The organism is Denitromonas halophila (assembly GCF_007625155.1).
Taxonomy (GTDB): Bacteria; Pseudomonadota; Gammaproteobacteria; order Burkholderiales; family Rhodocyclaceae; genus Nitrogeniibacter; species Nitrogeniibacter halophilus.
Genome location: NZ_VMNK01000020.1, coordinates 17,410 through 34,985 on the forward strand (window position 1 = coordinate 17,410; position 17,576 = coordinate 34,985).

The 17,576-nt window shown below is 65.7% G+C and carries 17 protein-coding genes; 11 read left to right on the forward strand and 6 right to left on the reverse strand.

The annotated features are described in order from the left end of the window. Positions 1-35 precede the first annotated feature (35 nt). The 6 genes from FHP91_RS19605 (at position 36) to FHP91_RS19630 (ending at position 5,771) form a co-directional block, all read left to right on the forward strand. Positions 36-1,064, forward strand: coding sequence for a TRAP transporter substrate-binding protein (locus FHP91_RS19605; protein WP_144177563.1), 1,029 nt, complete (start codon positions 36-38; stop codon positions 1,062-1,064). 87 nt (positions 1,065-1,151) lie between these two features. After that, positions 1,152-1,694 carry a TRAP transporter small permease gene (locus tag FHP91_RS19610; RefSeq protein WP_144311197.1) on the forward strand — a complete coding sequence of 181 codons (543 nt, stop codon included), beginning with the start codon at positions 1,152-1,154 and terminating at the stop codon, positions 1,692-1,694. Then, entirely contained in the window at positions 1,691-3,016 is a 1,326-nt protein-coding gene (locus tag FHP91_RS19615) for a TRAP transporter large permease (RefSeq protein ID WP_144311198.1), read from the forward strand. Before FHP91_RS19610 ends, FHP91_RS19615 begins: the two co-directional genes overlap by 4 nt. A 21-nt stretch (positions 3,017-3,037) precedes the next feature. Beyond that, the gene (gene maiA, locus FHP91_RS19620) at positions 3,038-3,682 is read left to right on the forward strand and encodes a maleylacetoacetate isomerase (protein WP_144311199.1); all 645 of its coding nucleotides are present in this window, start codon (positions 3,038-3,040) and stop codon (positions 3,680-3,682) included. Then, positions 3,672-4,883, forward strand: coding sequence for a multidrug effflux MFS transporter (locus FHP91_RS19625; RefSeq protein ID WP_144311200.1), 1,212 nt, complete (start codon positions 3,672-3,674; stop codon positions 4,881-4,883). Before maiA ends, FHP91_RS19625 begins: the two co-directional genes overlap by 11 nt. 9 nt (positions 4,884-4,892) lie before the next feature. Continuing rightward, on the forward strand, positions 4,893-5,771 hold the full coding sequence (locus FHP91_RS19630; RefSeq protein ID WP_144311201.1) for a hypothetical protein: 879 nt from the start codon (positions 4,893-4,895) through the stop codon (positions 5,769-5,771). Between the two features lie 209 nt (positions 5,772-5,980). Here FHP91_RS19630 and FHP91_RS21540 read toward each other — a convergent pair whose 3' ends face one another. Next, the gene (locus FHP91_RS21540; protein WP_246116383.1) at positions 5,981-6,577 is read right to left on the reverse strand and encodes a hypothetical protein; all 597 of its coding nucleotides are present in this window, start codon (positions 6,575-6,577) and stop codon (positions 5,981-5,983) included. A 22-nt stretch (positions 6,578-6,599) separates the two neighbouring features. Between FHP91_RS21540 and FHP91_RS21545 the strand changes: the two genes are divergently transcribed. Together FHP91_RS21545 and FHP91_RS19645 are read left to right on the forward strand one after the other, a co-directional pair. Continuing rightward, a complete protein-coding gene (locus FHP91_RS21545; protein WP_246116384.1) occupies positions 6,600-7,025 on the forward strand; it encodes a hypothetical protein in 426 nt (141 codons plus the stop codon). Between the two features lie 180 nt (positions 7,026-7,205). Then, on the forward strand, positions 7,206-7,937 hold the full coding sequence (locus FHP91_RS19645; protein WP_144311203.1) for a DUF6969 family protein: 732 nt from the start codon (positions 7,206-7,208) through the stop codon (positions 7,935-7,937). Positions 7,938-8,003: 66 nt separating this feature from the next. Here the strand turns inward: FHP91_RS19645 and FHP91_RS19650 are convergent, their stop codons facing one another. Further along, complete coding sequence (locus FHP91_RS19650; protein ID WP_222105263.1) at positions 8,004-8,462, reverse strand: hypothetical protein; 459 nt, start codon at positions 8,460-8,462, stop codon at positions 8,004-8,006. Between the two features lie 130 nt (positions 8,463-8,592). Further along, a complete protein-coding gene (locus FHP91_RS19655) occupies positions 8,593-8,994 on the reverse strand; it encodes a hypothetical protein (protein WP_144311204.1) in 402 nt (133 codons plus the stop codon). A 370-nt stretch (positions 8,995-9,364) separates the two neighbouring features. Between FHP91_RS19655 and FHP91_RS19660 the strand changes: the two genes are divergently transcribed. Beyond that, positions 9,365-10,603 (forward strand): EAL and HDOD domain-containing protein, encoded by a 1,239-nt coding sequence (locus FHP91_RS19660; RefSeq protein WP_144311205.1) that lies wholly within the window; start codon positions 9,365-9,367, stop codon positions 10,601-10,603. A 10-nt stretch (positions 10,604-10,613) separates the two neighbouring features. Here FHP91_RS19660 and FHP91_RS19665 read toward each other — a convergent pair whose 3' ends face one another. Both FHP91_RS19665 and FHP91_RS19670 read right to left on the reverse strand, forming a co-directional pair. Beyond that, positions 10,614-10,871, reverse strand: a complete 258-nt coding sequence (locus FHP91_RS19665) for a MoaD/ThiS family protein (protein ID WP_144311206.1) — start codon at positions 10,869-10,871, stop codon at positions 10,614-10,616. Then, positions 10,871-12,004 carry a WD40/YVTN/BNR-like repeat-containing protein gene (locus tag FHP91_RS19670; RefSeq protein ID WP_144311207.1) on the reverse strand — a complete coding sequence of 378 codons (1,134 nt, stop codon included), beginning with the start codon at positions 12,002-12,004 and terminating at the stop codon, positions 10,871-10,873. The genes FHP91_RS19665 and FHP91_RS19670 overlap by 1 nt, the downstream gene beginning before the upstream one ends. 222 nt (positions 12,005-12,226) lie before the next feature. Here FHP91_RS19670 and FHP91_RS19675 point away from each other — a divergent pair, with 222 nt between their 5' ends. After that, a complete protein-coding gene (locus FHP91_RS19675) occupies positions 12,227-12,883 on the forward strand; it encodes a hypothetical protein (RefSeq protein ID WP_144311208.1) in 657 nt (218 codons plus the stop codon). Positions 12,884-12,925: 42 nt separating this feature from the next. On the opposite strand, the gene FHP91_RS19680 is transcribed toward FHP91_RS19675, so the two are convergent. Beyond that, positions 12,926-16,816 (reverse strand): DUF3683 domain-containing protein, encoded by a 3,891-nt coding sequence (locus tag FHP91_RS19680; RefSeq protein WP_144311209.1) that lies wholly within the window; start codon positions 16,814-16,816, stop codon positions 12,926-12,928. Between the two features lie 261 nt (positions 16,817-17,077). On the opposite strand from FHP91_RS19680, the gene FHP91_RS19685 reads away from it, so the two are divergent. Then, on the forward strand, positions 17,078-17,569 hold the full coding sequence (locus FHP91_RS19685; RefSeq protein ID WP_222105264.1) for a c-type cytochrome: 492 nt from the start codon (positions 17,078-17,080) through the stop codon (positions 17,567-17,569). The last annotated feature ends 7 nt before the right edge of the window (positions 17,570-17,576 follow it).

A 17,576-nucleotide genomic window follows, 5' to 3' on the forward strand; every position in this document is an offset into this window, starting at 1 on the left:
CCGCAGCAACCCAACATAAAAAAGGTGGACGAGACATGAAAAAGACCCTGATCACCGCAGCCATCGCGCTGCTTGGCAGCACCGCCGCCCTGGCCGACGAGCCGATCATCCTCAAGGTGGCGCACTTCTGGCCGCCCACCGCGATGAGTCAGCAAAAAGTGCTGGAGCCGTGGTGTGCCAAGATCGAGCAGGAGTCGGCCGGTCGCATGAAGTGCCAGATCTACCCGGCGATGCAGCTCGGCGGCACGCCGCCGCAACTGATCCAGCAGGCGCAGGACGGCGTGGCCGACATCGTGTGGACCCTGCCCGGCTACACCGCCGGCCGCTTCCCGTCGATGGAAGCCTTCGAGCTGCCCTTCATGACCAACCGCGCCGAGCCGGCCAGCCGCGCTGCGTGGCTGTACTACGAGCAGTTCGGCAAGGAAGACTTCGCCAACGTGAAGCCGCTGGCCTTCCATGTGCATGACGAAGGCTATGTGCACAACAACAAGCGCCCGATCACCAAGATGTCGGATTTCCGCGGCCTCAAGATGCGCGCCCCGACCCGCATGACCAACAAGATGATCGCCGCCTTTGGCGCCACCCCGGTGGCCATGCCGATGCCGGCGGTGGCCGAGGCCGTGTCGAAAGGCGTGGTCGATGGCTATGTGCTGCCCTGGGAAGTGATCCCGGCGATCAAGCTGCACGAGATGACCAAGTACCACTCCGAGACCGAAGGCTCGCTGCCCTCGCTCTACACCACGCTGTTTGTGGTGGCGATGAACCCGGCCAAGTACGACAGCCTGCCGGACGATCTGAAGAAGGTCATCGACGCCAACTCCGGCGCCGATTTCTCGGCCTCGATCGGCAAGGCTTGGGATGTGTCGGCCCCGCCGGCCCGCGAAAAGGCCGTCGCGCACGGCAACGAGTTTGCCAAGATCTCGGTCGAGGAGCTGACCAAGTGGCGCAAGGTGGGCGACAAGCTGGCCGAGAGCTGGGTCAAGGAAATGAATGGCAAGGGCTACAAGGGCCAGGCCATGCTCGACACTGCCAAGAGCCTGATCAAGCAAGCCAACGCACAATAAGGTGGGTCACCGGGGCTGGCGTTGCCGGCCCCGGCGGACGAAGCGCCACTGCGCCTGCGGGCGCGCCTCTGACCAAGAGAGTTCCCCATGGCTGAAGCAATCCCCCGGTCCGACGACATGCCGGACCCGCGTCCGCGCGACCCGATCGGACGTTTTCTCTACAACTGGTCGATGCTCTCCGCCATCGGCGGCAGCCTGACCCTGTTCGCGATCTGCGGGGTGTCGGTGTATAGCGTGGTCGGCCGCTGGCTGACCGACGAGCCGGTGCTCGGCGATGTCGAGCTGGTGCAGATGGGTTGCGCGCTGGCCGTGGCCGCCTTTCTGCCCTGGGCGCAGATGAAGAACGCGCACGTGATCGTCGACTTCTTCACCCACACCGCCTCGCCGGCCGTGCGCGGCGTGCTCGACCGCATTGCCGCGGTGCTGCTCATGGTGCTGGCCTTCGTCATCTCCTGGCGCAGCTTCGTTGGCGCGTGGGAAGCGTACGAGACCGGCGAGACCACCATGTTGCTCGGCTGGCCACTGTGGTGGTCCTACACCACGCTCGGTCCGGGCTTCTTCCTGCTCGGCCTGACCGCCGCCTACACCGCTTGGCAAGGCACGCTGCACAGCGAAGGGGGCATGGAATGAGTTCCGTTGAAATCGGCTTCGCCATCGGCGCCTTCACCCTGGTGCTGCTCGCCTTCCGCGTGCACATCGGCATGGCCATGCTGCTCGGCGGCTCCATCGGCTACACCCTGGTGTCCGGCTGGGACCCGCTGATGAATTACTTCAAGCACCTCGCTTACGGTCGTTTCTCGGTGTATGACCTGTCGGTGGTGCCGCTGTTCTTGCTGATGGGCAACGTCGCCGCCAAGGGCGGCCTGTCGCGTCGGCTGTTTGAAGCCACCAATGCCTTTCTCGGGCACTACCCCGGCGGTGTGGCGATGAGCGCGATTGGCGCCTGCGCCGGCTTTGGCGCGATCTGCGGCTCCTCGCTGGCCACCGCGGCCACGATGGGGCAGGTGGCATTGCCCGAGCTGCGCCGCTGCAATTACTCGCCTTCGCTGGCCACCGGTGCGCTGGCCGCCGGCGGCACGCTGGGCATCCTGATTCCGCCCTCGGTGGTGCTGGTGATTTACGCCATTCTGGCCGAGCAGAACGTGGCCGCGCTGTTCATGGCCGCGCTGATCCCCGGCCTGATCGCCATGTTCGGCTACATGCTGGTGGTGACGCTGTATGCGCGCTTCGTGCCGGGCAGCGGTCCGGCCTCGGCGCCCCTGCCGTGGCGGCAGCGCCTGCACGCAGTCGGCCGGGTGTGGCCGATTCTGGCGGTGTTCATCACCGTGATCGGCGGCATCTACGGCGGCATCTTCACCCCCACCGAAGCGGCGGCGGTCGGCACTTTTGCCACCACCGCGCTGGCCGTGGCCTCGCGCGAGATGCGCTGGCGCGAATTCATGGCGGCGGTGCTTGGCGCGGCCGAAGCGACGGCGATGATCTTCCTGATCCTGCTCGGCGCCGATGTGCTCAACGCCTTCCTGGCGCTGTCGCAGATGCCGGTGGCGATCGCCGAATGGGTGCTGGCCAGCGGCTACCCGCCGATGGTGGTGTTGTTTGCCATGATCCTGGTCTATCTGCTGCTCGGCTGCGTGATGGACAGCCTGTCGATGATCCTGCTGACCATTCCGGTCTTCCTGCCCATCATCATGGGGCTCGACTACTGGGGCCTGGGCTATAGCGACAAGGCGATCTGGTTTGGCATTCTGGCCCTGATGGTGGTCGAGATCGGCCTGATCACGCCACCGGTGGGCATGAACGTGTTCATCATCAATTCGCTCGCCAAAGATGTGCCGATGAAGGAAACCTTCCGAGGCGTGCTGCCCTTCCTCGCCTCGGACCTGCTGCGCATTGTGCTGATCGCCTTCTTTCCGGGCGTGGCGCTGTGGCTGGTGCATGTGTTGGGCGGCTGATGGCCGGCACAGGAGACTGACATGAAGCTCTACACTTATTTTCGCTCCTCGGCGGCCTACCGCGTCCGCATCGCGCTCAATCTCAAGGGCCTGCCCTGGGACGCCGCGGCGGTGCATCTGGCACGCGATGGCGGCGAGCAGCATTCGGACGCCTACCGGGCGGTGAATCCCGCCGAACTGGTGCCCACGCTCGAAGACCGCGGCGCCACGCTGACCCAGTCGCTGGCGATCATCGAGTACCTCGAAGAACTCCGCCCGCAACCGGCCTTGCTGCCGGGCAACCTGATCGCGCGGGCCCGGGTGCGGGCGATTGCGCAAGCGATTGCCTGCGATATTCACCCGATCAATAATCTGCGGGTGTTGCAATACCTGACCGGAGAAATGGGCCTGAGTGAAGACCAGAAGATGCAGTGGTATCGGCACTGGGTCGATACCGGTCTGGCGGCGGTCGAGGCCATGCTGGCCGAGCACCCCGACACCGGCGTGTTCTGCCATGGCGACACCCCGGGCCTGGCCGATTGCTGTCTGGTGCCGCAGGTGTACAACGCGCGGCGCTTCAACTGCCGGCTCGATCATGTGCCGACGGTGATGCGCATTGTCGAGGCCTGCGAGGGCTTGCCGGCCTTCCAGGCGGCATCGCCCGGCGCACAGGCGGATGCCGAGTAAGCCCGATGTGCAGGCGGTGCCCGGGTTGGGCATCGCCATCCTGTTGACCACGCTGGTGGCGCTGGGGCCGCTGTCGACCGACTTCTACCTGCCGTCGCTGCCCGCCATGACCGCGGCGCTGGGCACCGATGTGGCCGGTACCCAGCTGACGCTGTCGATTTTTTTGGGCGGGTTCGCCGTCGGTCAGCTGTTCTACGGGCCGTTGTCCGACCGCTTCGGTCGCCGCCCGCTGATGCTCGCCGGGCTGATCATCTTTCTTGCCGCCAGCATTGCCTGCGCGCTCGCGCCCAATATCGAGACCTTGATCGCCGCGCGCTTTGTGCAGGCCATCGGCGCCTGTGCCGGGCCGGTGCTGGGGCGCACGGTGGTGCGTGACCTCTACGGCCCGAAAGACTCGGCGCGCATGCTGTCGTACATCTCGGCTGCGATGGCGCTGGCGCCGCTGCTCGGGCCGGTGTTCGGCGGCTGGCTGTCGGTAGCCTTCAGCTGGCGGGCGACCTTTGTTTTCCTCATCATCTACTCGGCCTTGCAAACCGCCGCGACCTGGCAACTGCTTGCCGAGAGCAACCGGCACCCCGACCCCACGGCCATACAGCCGCGGCGCATCCTGGCCAACTACGCCACGCTGTTGCGCGACACCACCTACCGCGGGGTGCTGCTGTGCAACGGTCTGGCCTATGCCGGCATGTTCGCCTTCATTTCCGGCGCGCCCTTCGTGTTCATCAACCTGTTCGGCTTCAGTCCACAGACCATGGGTCTGGCCTTCGGGTTGATGGTGTCGGGTTTCATCACCGGCACCATGTCGTCCGGCCGTCTGGCCTCGCGTCACGGGCCGGATGTGATCCTGACCGCGGGCGTGGTGGTCGGCAGTGCGGGCGGTGTGGTGATGCTGGCCCTGGCGCTGACTGGTTGGCAGCACCCGGCGGCGATCATGGTGCCCATGTGGCTGGTGACCTGCGGCATCGGCTTCATCATGCCCAACGCCACGGCCATTGCGCTCGCGCCGTGGCCGACCATGGCCGGTGCCGCCGCCTCGCTGATGGGCTTCTCGCAAATGGCGCTGGCTGCGGCCTTCGGTATCTTTGTCGGTCACAGCTTTACGGATTCCACCGTGCCCATGGCCGCCGCCATTTCGGCCGGCATGGGCGGTTCGCTGCTCAGTTATCTTTTGTGGGTGCGTCCGGCCAGCCGACGCGCCTGAGGAGGCCTCATGCGTCGTCGTGCGTTGCATTTGCTGTTGGGCCTGGTCTGCCTGAGCGGCCTGGCGCCGGCTGGCGCGTTTGAGCTGAGGCTTGCGCTGGCAGATGCCGTGGCCCCGGTGAGCGCCGCCGCCACGCGCCCCGATCAATTGCCACACAGCACCGTTGCGCTCGGGCGCGGGCCGATTCGCGCCGCCTGGCTGGCCGCGCCGACCGACCGCTACGGCCATGCCGTGCTGGGCGATGCGCTGGAGGCCGGACAGTTGCGCATCGACACGGTCGATGGCCAGGCGCATATCGCCACATTGCCCGAGACGCGCGTCTTTGAAGACCTCGTGCCGCGGCTGATGGCACTGGGCGGGGGCGGTGACGACGCCGTAGTGGTGGTCGAGAGCGATGCCGACCGCGGTGCCTCGCTGAGCGTCTGGCGGGTGGATGCCGGCGCCTTGGTGCGCCACGCGAGCAGTGCGTTCATCGGCCAGCCCAACCGCTGGCTCAACCCCGTCGGAATCGGCGACTTCGACGGCGACGGGCGCCCCGATCTGGCCGCCGTGCTCACCCCGCACATTGGCGGCATCCTGACGCTCTACCGGGTGGCGCCGCCCCGGCTGGTTCCGTTTGCCCGCACCGACGATGTCAGCACGCACCGTATCGGCAGCACAGCGCTGGGGCTCGGGCAGGTGCTGCGCGTGGGTGATCGTGATGCGCTGCTGGTGCCGGATCAGGCGCAGCGGCGCATGCGAGTGCTGCGTTGGGTCGGCGAGTGGCAGACGCTGGCGAGTGTCGATTTGCCCGGGCGCATCGGGGGCAATCTGGTGCCGGATGGCCCGGATCGCTGGCGGATGCCCCTGGAAGATGGTCAGGTAGTGGTTCTGCATTTCTTGCGCTAGAACAAGAAATGCCGGCTCGTGTGTAAGGAATCGGAAAAAGCGGCGGTCTGTCAGGTGAGTCCGCTGTTTTGACAGTGGGCGAAAGCGGCAAACACAAACCGCAAACCACCATTTTGAGACCTGGAGATTCACATGACCAAGAACCCGACCGCTCGCAAGCTCGCCACCGCCTTTGTCGCCGCTGGTCTGATGGCCGCTGGCAGCATGGCCTACGCCACCTGCGCGCCGAAGAAAGGCGCCTGCTCGGCACAGCACCCGTGCGCTGCCAAAAAGAACCCCTGTGCCGCCAATCCTTGCGCGGCGAAAAACCCCTGCGCGGCGAAGAATCCGTGTGCTGCCAAGAATCCTTGCGCGGCGAAAAACCCCTGCGCAGCCAAGAAGATGTAATTAGGCCGCCCGCCAAGGTCGCGATGATCGGCTTGGCGGGCCTCGCCGCTTGCCCTGGCGTGCGAGCACGCCGGGGCAAGTTCGTTCTTGTTCGGCGCCTGTTGGCCATGTCGGCGCAAGCGGCGTTGAATGAACCACCCCCAGAGAGAACGGGAGAGACCCATGGCACAGGTATCAACACCCCATACCCTGGTCGCGGCCATGCTGGCTACCGGCTTGATGACCGCGGGTGGCGCCGCTTTGGCCGCCGCGCCGTGCAGTCCATGCAGTGCCCGTGACCGCAAAGCCTGGTCGGCCAAAAACCCCTGCGCGGCAAAAAACCCCTGCGCCGCGAGAAACCCCTGCGCGGCAAGGAATCCGTGTACAGCCAATCCGTGCGTCGCCAAAGCTCCCAACCCCTGTGCCGCCAAGGCGATCACGCGCCCGGCCGGTTATGTCCCGATGAAGGGCGACGCCACGCGTGGTGAGGCGGTCTTCAATGACACCCAGCTGTCTACCAACGGCTTGTCGTGCAATAGCTGCCATACCGGCGGCGCCGCCTACAAGGCCAGCTTTGCCCAGCCCTATCCGCATCCGGTGCAGATGGCCATGGACCACTACGGCATGACGCAGATCCACCTCGATGAGATGGTGCAGCTGTGCATGGTGCGCCCGATGGCGGCGCAGCCGCTGGACTGGAAGTCGCGCGAACTGGCCGATCTGGTGGCCTACGTGAGCATGGTGCAAAAAGGCTACAAGCCCAATCCCTGCGCTGCGAAGAATCCATGTGCCGCCAATCCCGGCGCCGCCCGGAATCCGTGTGCAGCAAAGAACCCGTGTGCTGCCCGCAATCCGTGCGCTGCGAAGAGTCCCTGCAAAGCATCCTGAGCTTGATCCGGCCCGCTGTCGCCGCTATTGTCGGCATGACGGCGCGCTGAACATCGGGCGCCTGAGGGCGCCCGATGTGTGTTTTGCCCGCCGCGAGCGCAACGCTGACGATACCCGGCAGTGCGTTGATGCTGCGCGATCCGATGCTTTGACCGCATTCATGCCCGAGGAGGGGCCGCCATGTCTTCGACGCTTCGACTGGATGACTATCTGCCCGATCTGGCGGGTATTCCGCGTGCCCGGCGCATGCAGATGCAGGCGGCCGCGCGTGACATCGAGGAGTGCTATCGGGTCTTGCGCAAGGGCGGTCTGAATGTGGTGGGCGAGGTGCTGCGCGGTGGGGGCGAGTTCGTCGAACTGGCGCACTATCCGGCCGACGATGTGTATGACCGCGACACCCATGGTCAGTATTACTATCACGCCCATCGCGGCGTCGACGCCGAGCATGGCCATTTCCATACCTTTGTGCGCGCCGGTGGCGTGCCCGATGGCCGAGTGCCGTTGGCGGTGCCACATGCCAGCGAAGCCCGTCCGACCGGCGATGCGGCGATCTGCCACCTGATTGCGGTGTCGATGGATGGCTGGGGCTACCCGTCAGGCTTGTTCACCACCAACCGCTGGGTGACCGACGAGTCCTGGTATGCCGCCGACGACGCCATCGCCATCCTGCAACACTTCGAGATCGATCACGCCTTCCCCTCGTGGCCGACCAATCGCTGGCTGACGGCCTTGCTGCGCTTGTACGGGCCGCAGATCGAGGGCCTGTTGCGCCATCGCGACGCGGTCATGTCCGATTGCCAGCGCGACCGGCCGGGCGACGATGTCTACGAAGATCGCAATATTGATGTAATCGGCTACCTGCCGATCGCCGTCGACACCTTTGCCGCGGCGCTGACCGAGTCTCTGCGCTGAGCTTGCGCCTGCAAACAAAGTAAAACGGGCCGATCAACGGCCCGTTTTTGCGTGTGGCCGAGGTGCTTAACGCACCACCAGCTTGTAGTCGGGGGTGGGGTTCAGCGGGCAGGAATAGACATATTCGCCGGCCTTGAGCTCGATCTCGTAGTCCTGCGTCTTGCCGGTGACCAGCCCGCCGCCAGACACGCTGGGCAGCAGGGCGCGGGCGGCCAGGCCGTCGCCGCGCAGCCAGAAACCGAGCTCGTAAGGCACGTTCTGGTTGCTGACCCGGAAGACGTAGCGGCCGGGTTGGAGGTTCAGCACCTTGGCCTCGGCCAGGCGCTTGTCGCCGGTTTCGGCATTGATCTTGCGGCAATCGTCGGCCGTCATGGGGGTGTAGCCGCGATTGATGTCGTGCTCGCTTTCGAGAAACTGGCAGCCGACCTGATTCAAGTGGATCACGGTGGGTTCAGCGGCTGCCTGGGCGGTGCCCATGCCGAGCGCCAACAGGGCCGCGGTGAGGGGAAGGTGGAAGTGTTTCATGGCGGGGTCTCCTGGACATCGGGCAGGCGGGGCTGCCGGGGTGTTGGGGCGTCCGTTCAGGGCGCTGTCAGGGAGATAGACCCGGCTGAGCTGGCAATGCTTACGGTCGGCGCTCAAAAACAATGACGCGTCAGACGCCATTGCCCATGCGCGTGGCGCGTGGCTGGCGTAGCACGAGCCAATGCGCGGCTTTGTCGGGGTCGGTGAACAGGCGCATGTCGAAGCCGGCGTTTTGGACGGCGGTCTCGAGAAAATTCTGCGAGCGGTCGTCCGGGTCGATCAGAACGGCGAAGCTGGCCGCACGGTTGACCCCCAGTGTCGGCAATTCTTCGTGCGCGAACTGGTAGTTTCGGAAGATCGATTCGACATTGCGCGTGCCGCGTGCATCGAACAGAAACCCTTGCGTGCCGTGGGCATCGCCAAACGCGGTGGCGTCGAGCGCTGCCTGGCGGATCAGATCCAGTGTCACGTCTTCGCTGACCCGACAAAGGACAAAGTGGCCGCACGCTGACAGGGAAAGCGTAAAACCCATGTGTTCTCCTGGCGTGCGCGCCGGGGGCGGTGCTCTATTCGAGCGAGGTTCGTCTTGCGCGCACTTCATGCTCTGACAGTAGCGCGCCCGGCCGGACCCGGATAGGGCATGACACAAGCTATAACGAGTCCGCGCCCGACGGTCGGTCTGGCGACAGGGCCGTTCTCAATTTTTTTCTCGCGTTGCCGTAAAGCGTGTAGTCACCACGTCGATCACTGAGGGAAGGGACACCGTGGGTTGGTTAAGTCGATTGCTGGGCGCGGCAGTTGAGGCGGCAAGACCGCAGGCCGCGGCGTCCGAAGAGGGGGCCGGTCCGGTGGCAGCGGTTGTTGACGCACAGCCCGTACCACCGGTGGATGTCCCGCCGGGGATGTCTGCGCAGAGCGCTGGCGTACTGGTGTGGGAAGCCGTGGTGGGCGATAAGTCGGAGCCGCTGGGCTATCGCTTCTTCTTGTCCGAGGCAGCCACCTTGCGTGTGCGCGGCGGCGCGCGGGTCAGGCAGTTTCTGGACGCGATGCTGGTCAGCCATGTCGCCAGCATTTCGCCTGCCTGGCGCAGCCATCGCCAGATTTTCCTGTGTCTGGATGCTGATGCGCTCGACGCGGTCGCGCTGGCGACGCTCGGCGGCGATGGCGTTCATCTGATTCTGGATTCCGACGCGCGCGGCGAACCCGCCTCCGATGCGTGCATCGCCGCGGTCACCCAGTTGCGTACGGCGGGTTTCCGGGTCTGGCTGCTGGCCTGCGACGGCGCGCCCTGGCTGGCGTCGCTGGTGCCGCATGCGAGTGGTTTTGCGATCAGTCTGGGGGCCGAATCGCTCGATGGCGTGGAACAGTTTGTGGCGGGTTTGAAGGCGACCTATCCGGGCCTGCCGTGGTGTGCGCTCGATGTGCCCACCGTTGACGATCTGGCGCTGCCCCATCGGCTCGGCTGTGCCGCCATCACGGGTCCCTTCGTGAGCGAACGGGCGCCCAATCTTGGCGGTCGCTTCTCGCCGAACGGACTGCGTGTGGCCTCCTTGCTCAGCAAGTTGCGCCAGGGGGCCGAGATTCGCGAAATGGCTGGCGTGCTCAAGCAGGACGTGGCTTTGTCCTACCGCTTGCTGCGCTATGTGAATGCCGCGGCCTGGGGGCTGGTCAATCCGATCAGCTCCATCGAACAGGCCATGCTCATGCTCGGGCGTCGCCCACTGTACCGGTGGTTGATGCTCTTGTTGCTCGCTGGTGCGCCCAAGGGCACCTTGTCTGAAGTGCGCGGCGAGGCCACGCTGGTGCGTGCGCGCTTCATGGAGTTGCTCGGCGCCAGCCTGAGCGTGCCGCAGCGTGACGAGCTGTTTGTGCTCGGCATGCTGTCGCTGCTCGACACCGTCTTGCAGGTGCCGGCCACCCGCGTGCTCGACACCCTGCCGATGAGCGACACCATTCGCGCGGCCCTGGCCGGCACCGAGGCTGACAACCCCTACGGCCCGTATCTGGTGCTGGCCCGCGCCTGGGACAGCGGCGACACCGCCGCCATCCATGCCGCCTGCGAGCGGATCGGGCTGACCCCGGAAGACGCCGGCCGCCTGCATCTGCAGGCTTTCGACTGGGTGCTCGAAAACGGCAAGTGAGCATTGTCGCTCAGCCGCCACTGAGCGCCTGCACGAAGAGCACTTCGTCGGTGCCATCGAGGGCGTGCGCCAGCGAGAAAATCTGCACGCCGTCGATGAAGCAGCGCATGTGGCGCCTGATCTGCCCCTGCTCGTCCACCATGCGAAAGCGGATGCCCGGAAACTGGCGGTCCAGATCGTCCAGCAGCGCGCCCAGTGTGCCGCCATTGGCCTCGACCCGCGGCGCGTGGGTGTAGTCATGCAGCGGGGAGGGGATCAGCACGCGCATCAGGCTTGCGGATAGCCGATGCTGAGGGCGTAGATCTCGGGCAGATGCCGGGCCAGACACTGCCAGTTGTCGCCCTCGTCGCGGCTGGCCCACAGTTCGCCGCTGGTGGTACCGACATAGAGCCCCAGTGTGGCTTCGGTGTCGGCGCACATGGCCTGGCGCTTGACCGTCCACCAGGCCTGCTCGGCGGGCAGGCCGTGATCCTGCCGTTGCCAGCTCGCGCCGCCGTCGCGGCTGCGATAGGCGGCGGGCTTGCCGTCCGGGCTGGTGCGTGGCCACACGGTGTCGCCATTCATGGGGAAGACCCACAGCGTGTCCGGATCGTGCGGATGCAGCACCAGCGGAAAGCCGATATCGCCGACCTCGGCCGGCATGTTGTCGCCGATGCGCTGCCAGGTGGTGGCGGGGCGGTCGAGCCGGTAGATGCCGCAATGGTTCTGCTGGTAGAGCCGGTCGGGCAGCGTGGGGCACAGGCGCACGCAGTGCGGGTCGTGGAAGGTCGGCGTGTCGCGGTCGAAGCCTTCGACCACGGCGAGACCATCGAGCAGCGGCGTGAAGCTGCGCCCGCCGTCGGTGGATTCGTGCACCCCGCCGCCCGACATGGCGATGTACAGGTGCGTCGGGTCGCGCGGGTCGATCTGGATGGAATGCAGCTTGGGGCCGTCCGGCGTGCCGTCCTGTTCGGTGCCCATCCACTCGCGGAACGTCGGATCGTCATTGAGGCAGGAAAACGGCGCCCAGGTGTCGCCGCCGTCGGTCGAGCGGAACAGCCCCTGCGGCGAGGTGCCGGCGTACCACACCTCGGGCTCGCTGGCCGGGCCGGGCTCGAGCCAGAAGGTGTGCTTGACGCTGCGACCGTTGCCGTCGGCCGTGGTGGCAAAGGCCGGTGGCTGGGCGGCTTCCTGCCAGTTTGCGCCCAGGTCGGCGGAGCGGAAAAGGGTCGGGCCGAGATGGCCGGTGGACACTGCGGCGAGCAGGGTGCGTCCGTTGCGCGGATCGAGCACCAGATGGTTGATGATTTGGCCAAGAAAATGCGGGCCATCGAGGCGCCAGTGCTGGCGATCGGTGTCGCCATGCAGAAGCCACGCGCCCTTGCGGGTGGCTACGAGTAGAACGGGGTGCGCGCTTGCCATGGCGGTCTCCTTGTCCGGTGCAGCGACGTGCTGTCGTCATCTGTAGTCGTTGGCGCAGGGCGTTATTCGACAGCACGCCAGCCCCGAATTTCAGAATAGGTGGCTGCGCGTCGGCGTCAAATACGATTCCGGGGCGAGGGTGCGGAAGGTGAGCGGAATGAATCCATGTGGCATTCGTACAAATGCCTGGGGTATATTCTTGGGTTTTTTGGGGAGGTCGCAATGGCAGCGACATCAAACGCGTCCGGCGGTGTTCGGTTGCTGGTCTTGCTGGTTCTGCTGGGGATTTCGGTGTTCCTGCTGGTGAACAAGAACCTGTTTCTGGACAACGTAGCGAGCTGGCGCCGGGGCACGGCGTCGTTCTCGCTCGACCTGAATACGCTGTCCGGCAGCTTGACTGAGGCCGGGGTGCTGCGCCGATTCCCCGAACTGGAACTGCGCTGCCAGTCGGCGCCGGCCGACATCCAGAACCTGGGCGATCGGGTCTGCTACAACTACGCGAAGCGTTTCGATGGCTACGGCGCGCACTTTGTCGCCTTTTTCTTGCGCGACGGCAAGCTGGCGAGCATGAAGGTCGATGTGCCGTGGTGGTGGCATGCCGCCATGGAGAAGCGCTTGATCGAGCGCTATGGCCAGCCGACCGGACGGCAGGTGTTACCGTCGGGCGACCAGCGTCTTGAGGGCTGGCAGCTTGCGCAGGGTTCGGTGTTCTATAACCGCGACCCGGATCTGAATCCGCTGCAGTGGAATTCCGTGTTCTGGATGAGCGACCGGCAGATCGAACAAATGGGCGGGAGCTTTGTTCAGGGTGTGAGCGAACCCAGCGCCACCCGCGCGCAGATGCTGCGCTGGCTGCTCGGCAAGCTGATTCACTCCTGATCGCAGCCGGGCAGGGCGCGCCCGGCTGCGATCAGCCATGACTTACAGTAGCACCCGCTCGATGCCGCCATGGTTGGCGCGGTCGACATATTCGGGTAGCCAGTTGTCGCCGAGCAGGTGCTTGGCGATCTCGACCACGATGTAGTCGGCCTCGATGCCGCCACCGTCGTTGGCGTAACGCGTCAGGCCCTGCAGACAGCTCGGGCAGGAGGTGAGGATCTTCACCGGTGTGCTGGCGTCGCCCTCGCGCAGCGCGGCGGCGCCTTGCTCCATTTCTTCCTGCTTGCGGAAGCGCACCTGGGTGGAGATGTCCGGCCGGGCGACCGCCAGCGTGCCCGACTCGCCGCAGCAGCGGTCGTTGAGGTCGACGCGCGTGCCCATCAGCTCGTTGGCCACCTTGATGCCCGAATGGATCTTCATCGGCGTGTGGCAGGGCTCGTGGTACATGTACTTCTGACCGGTGATGCCCTCCAGCTTGACGCCTTTTTCCATCAGGTATTCATGGATGTCGATCAGGCGGCAGCCGGGGAAGATCTTGTCGAACTGATATTTCATCAGCTGATCCATGCAGGTGCCGCAGGACACCACCACCGTCTTGATGTCGAGGTAGTTGAGCGTGTTGGCGACGCGGTGGAAGAGCACCCGGTTATCGGTGGTGATCTTCTGGCCCTTGTCTTCTTCGCCCGCCGCGGTCTGCGGATAGCCGCAGCACAGGTAGCCCGGCGGCAGCACGGTGGTGGCACCGACATGGTAGAGCATGGCCTGGGTGGCCAGGCCGACCTGGCTGAACAGGCGTTCGGAGCCGCAGCCGGGGAAGTAGAACACCGCTTCGGATTCGTCGCTGCGTAGCTTGGGATTGCGGATGACGGGGATGACCTTGTCGTCCTCGATGTCCATCAGCGCGCGGCTGGTGCGCTTGGGCAGGTTGCCCGGCATGGGCTTGTTGATGAAGTGAATCACCTGCGCCTTGATCGGCGCCTTGCGCAGCGTGGCCGGCGGTTGCTTGACCTGCGACTGGATCAGGCCGAGCGACTTGGCGGTCTTGTGCGCCCAGCGCTGCGCCTTGTAGCCCCATTCGATCATGCCCTTGCGCATCAGCTTGATCGTAGCCGGGTCCTTGACGGTGAGGAAGGCCATGGCCGCGGCCTTGCCGGGGTTGAAGGACTTCTTGCCCTGGTTGCGCAGCAGGTTGCGCATCTTGATCGACACATCGCCGAAGTCGATGTCGACCGGACAGGGGTTCTTGCACTTGTGGCAGATGGTGCAGTGATCGGCCACGTCTTCGAACTCGGCCCAGTGCGCCAGCGACACGCCGCGGCGGGTCTGCTCCTCGTACAGGAAGGCTTCGACCAGCAGCGAGGTGGACAGGATCTTGTTGCGCGGCGAGTACATCAGGTTGGCGCGTGGCACATGCGTGGAGCACACCGGCTTGCACTTGCCGCAGCGCAGGCAGTCCTTGATGTCGTGGGCGATCTCGCCGATCTCGGTCTGTTCCATGATCAGCGATTCGTGGCCCATCAGCCCGAAGCTGGGGGTGTAGGCGCGGTCGAGGTTGGCGCCGCGCTGCAGTTTGCCGCGGTTGAAGCGGCCTTCCGGATCGACCTTTTGCTTGTAGGTCCAGTAGTTGGCCATCTCCGCGTCGGTGAGGAAGTCGAGTTTGGTGATGCCGATACCGTGCTCGCCGGAGATCACGCCGTCGAGCGCGCGGGCGATGGCCATGATGCGGTCCACCGTCTCGTTGGCGGTCTGCAGCATGGCGTAGTTGTCGGAGTTGACCGGGATGTTGGTGTGCACATTGCCGTCACCGGCGTGCATGTGCAGGGCCACGAACAGCCGGCCGCGCAGCACCTGGGCGTGGGTGGCGTCGACCTTCTCGCGTACCGGGCGGAACACGTCGCCTTCAAAAATCTTGATCAGGCGCGCGCGCAGCTCGGTCTTCCACGAGGTGCGCACCGAGTAGTCCTGCAGGCGGTGGAAGAGCACCGGATTGGCGGCGGTGTTGGTCAGCTCGCCGGCGGTGATGCCGAACTCGGCAAAGCGGGTTTCGGCCTCGGCCAGCGGGGTGTCGAGGTTGTCGAGCAGCCACTGCCAGCGCGCGCGGATGCGGGAGACGTAGTCGAGCGCGGCCTGGCGGCGATCGCCGATGATCTCGGCCGGGTCGATGTCGGCGTCCTGCGTGTGCAGCGGCAGCTCGCTCAGCAGCGTGTCGGTCAGCGCGTCGCACAGCTCGAGCTTGTTTTTGGTCGACAGCTCGATGTTGATGCGTTCGATGTGGTCGCAGTAGTCGCCCATGCGCGGCAGCGGGATGACCACGTCTTCGTTGATCTTGAAGGCGTTGGTGTGGCGCGAGATGGCCGCGGTGCGTGAGCGGTCGAGCCAGAACTTCTTGCGCTGCTCGTCGCTGACCGCGATGAAGCCCTCCGAGCCACGCGCGTTGGTCATGCGGACGACGGCCGAGGTGGCCGTCATCACGGCCTTTTCGTCCAGACCGACGATGTCGCCGACCAGGACCATCTTGGGCCGGCCGTGGCGCTTGGCCTTGGTGGTGTAGCCGACGGCCTTCACATAGCGCTCGTCGAGGTGCTCGAGGCCGGCCAGCTGCACGCCCAGGGCGTGGCCTTCGCCGCCCGGCTTGAAGTAATCGGTGATCTCGACGATGGCCGGTACCGCCTCGCGCACCTGGCCGAAGAATTCCAGACACACCGTGCGCGTGACCGGCGGCATCTTGTGCAGCACCCAGCGCGCCGCGACGATGATGCCGTCGGTGCCTTCTTTCTGCACGCCCGGCACGCCACCGAGGAACTTGTCCGTCACGTCCTTGCCCAGGCCGTCCTTGCGACAGGCCGCGCCGGGCATGGACAGCAGCTCTTCGCCCAGCGACTTGGTGCCCGAGGCGTCGAAGCGCTTGAGGCGGAAGTGCACCACGTCCTGCTCGTGGATCTTGCCGAAGTTGTGGTCGAGGCGCTCGACCTCCAGCCAGTTGCCGTCCGGCGTGACCATTTTCCACCACGCCAGGTTGTCGAGCGCGGTGCCCCACAGCACGGCCTTCTTGCCGCCGGCGTTCATCGCCACGTTGCCGCCAATACACGATGCGGAGGCGGAGGTCGGGTCGACCGCAAACACCCGGCCAGCCGCACTGGCCGCTTCGGCCACGCGCGCGGTGACCACGCCGGCGCTGGTGCGGATGGTGGCGTAGGGTTCGGCCATCGGGCCATCCAGGCCCGGCAGCACGGTCTCTTCGACCTTGCCGATGTCGATCAGCTTTTCGGTGTTGATGACCACCGAGCGCGCATCGAGCGGCACGGCGCCGCCGGTGTAGCCGGTGCCACCCCCACGCGGGATGATGGTCAGACCGAGTTCGATACAGTCACGCACCAGATGGCCGATTTCGGCCTCGGTGTCGGGGTAGAGCACCACGAAGGGGTACTCGACTCGCCAGTCGGTGGCGTCGGTCACATGCGAGACGCGCGCATGGCCGTCAAAGCAGATGTTGTCCTTGCGGGTGTGACGCGTCAGCACCCGGGTGGCCTGGCGGCGCAGGTCAATGGTTTCTTCGAACTGCAACTCAAACTGGGCGACCGCCTCGCGTGCCGCGCGCACCAGCAGTTCGACCTTCTCGCTGCGGTCCTGATCTTCGGACTGCGAATCGAGGCGTCGCTTGTCGATCTCGTTCAGGCGGTGACGCAGGGCCCCCACCAAGGCGCCGCGCCGGTCGCGGTTGCCGAGCAGGTCGTCCATCAGGTAGGGGTTGCGTTGCACCACCCAGATGTCGCCGAGTACCTCGTAGAGCATGCGGGCCGAGCGGCCGGTGACACGCTCGCTGCGCAAGGCGTCGAGCACCTGCCAGCTCTCTTCGCCGAGCAGGCGGATCACGATCTCGCGGTCGGAGAAGGAGGTGTAGTTATAGGGGATCTCTCGCAGGCGCTGGGTCATCGGCGTGTCTTGCGGTTGCGTTGGGGGAAACGATGCATTCTATCGAACTGCGGTGCACCATGCAGCCCCAATGAAAAACCCTGAGCGCAACAAGGCTTTGATTTTCGGCGCTTATCTGCCCGGCGATCATGGCCTGGCCTCCTGTTCCCGGCGGCGCGTGCGTGTTTAGCAAATTTTGAAGCTTTGCTGATGCAACTCTTAAGAGCGGCGCGCCGGGCGGCTTCGTAAGCTGGCCTCTCGAATCAATCGATGGAGTCCAGCATGAAACTGTTTGCGAAAGTGGTCCTTGCCGCGGCTGTCGGCGCCAGCCTGCCGGCCCTGGCCGCGCCGGCCGATCCGGTGGCGCGCGGGCGCTATCTTGTCGCGGTGGCCGACTGCAACGGCTGCCACACCGCCGGGTTTGCCGAGTCGGGCGGGGCGGTGCCCGAGGCTCAGCGGCTGACCGGCATGGCTGTCGGCTTCAGCGGCCCGTGGGGCGTGAGCTATCCGGCCAACCTGCGCCTGTCGGTCAGCCGCCAGAGCGCGGAGGAATGGCGGGGGCGTGCCCGTGCCGGCGGCCTGCCTCCGATGCCGTGGCCGGCCCTGAAGGCCATGACCGACGAGGATTTGAACGCCATCTACGCCTATCTGCGCGCGCTCGGCCCGGCCGGGCTGGCGGCGCCGCAGGCCGTGCGGCCGGGCGCGCCGATCCCGACCCCGCATTTCGTGTTCGTACCGCAGCCGCCGACCACGGTGGTGAGCGCTACGCGTTGAGTTGCGC

What these genes read in the sequence shown, in the direction of transcription:
- FHP91_RS19605 (WP_144177563.1), top strand. Translation starts at nt 36, where the DNA reads ATGAAAAAGACCCTGATCACCGCAGCCATCGCGCTGCTTGGCAGCACC.
- FHP91_RS19610 (WP_144311197.1), top strand. Translation starts at nt 1,152, where the DNA reads ATGGCTGAAGCAATCCCCCGGTCCGACGACATGCCGGACCCGCGTCCG.
- FHP91_RS19615 (WP_144311198.1), top strand. Translation starts at nt 1,691, where the DNA reads ATGAGTTCCGTTGAAATCGGCTTCGCCATCGGCGCCTTCACCCTGGTG.
- maiA (WP_144311199.1), top strand. Translation starts at nt 3,038, where the DNA reads ATGAAGCTCTACACTTATTTTCGCTCCTCGGCGGCCTACCGCGTCCGC.
- FHP91_RS19625 (WP_144311200.1), top strand. Translation starts at nt 3,672, where the DNA reads ATGCCGAGTAAGCCCGATGTGCAGGCGGTGCCCGGGTTGGGCATCGCC.
- FHP91_RS19630 (WP_144311201.1), top strand. Translation starts at nt 4,893, where the DNA reads ATGCGTCGTCGTGCGTTGCATTTGCTGTTGGGCCTGGTCTGCCTGAGC.
- FHP91_RS21545 (WP_246116384.1), top strand. Translation starts at nt 6,600, where the DNA reads ATGAAGGGCGACGCCACGCGTGGTGAGGCGGTCTTCAATGACACCCAG.
- FHP91_RS19645 (WP_144311203.1), top strand. Translation starts at nt 7,206, where the DNA reads ATGTCTTCGACGCTTCGACTGGATGACTATCTGCCCGATCTGGCGGGT.
- FHP91_RS19650 (WP_222105263.1), bottom strand. Translation starts at nt 8,462, where the DNA reads ATGAAACACTTCCACCTTCCCCTCACCGCGGCCCTGTTGGCGCTCGGC.
- FHP91_RS19655 (WP_144311204.1), bottom strand. Translation starts at nt 8,994, where the DNA reads ATGGGTTTTACGCTTTCCCTGTCAGCGTGCGGCCACTTTGTCCTTTGT.
- FHP91_RS19660 (WP_144311205.1), top strand. Translation starts at nt 9,365, where the DNA reads ATGTCTGCGCAGAGCGCTGGCGTACTGGTGTGGGAAGCCGTGGTGGGC.
- FHP91_RS19665 (WP_144311206.1), bottom strand. Translation starts at nt 10,871, where the DNA reads ATGCGCGTGCTGATCCCCTCCCCGCTGCATGACTACACCCACGCGCCG.
- FHP91_RS19670 (WP_144311207.1), bottom strand. Translation starts at nt 12,004, where the DNA reads ATGGCAAGCGCGCACCCCGTTCTACTCGTAGCCACCCGCAAGGGCGCG.
- FHP91_RS19675 (WP_144311208.1), top strand. Translation starts at nt 12,227, where the DNA reads ATGGCAGCGACATCAAACGCGTCCGGCGGTGTTCGGTTGCTGGTCTTG.
- FHP91_RS19680 (WP_144311209.1), bottom strand. Translation starts at nt 16,816, where the DNA reads ATGACCCAGCGCCTGCGAGAGATCCCCTATAACTACACCTCCTTCTCC.
- FHP91_RS19685 (WP_222105264.1), top strand. Translation starts at nt 17,078, where the DNA reads ATGAAACTGTTTGCGAAAGTGGTCCTTGCCGCGGCTGTCGGCGCCAGC.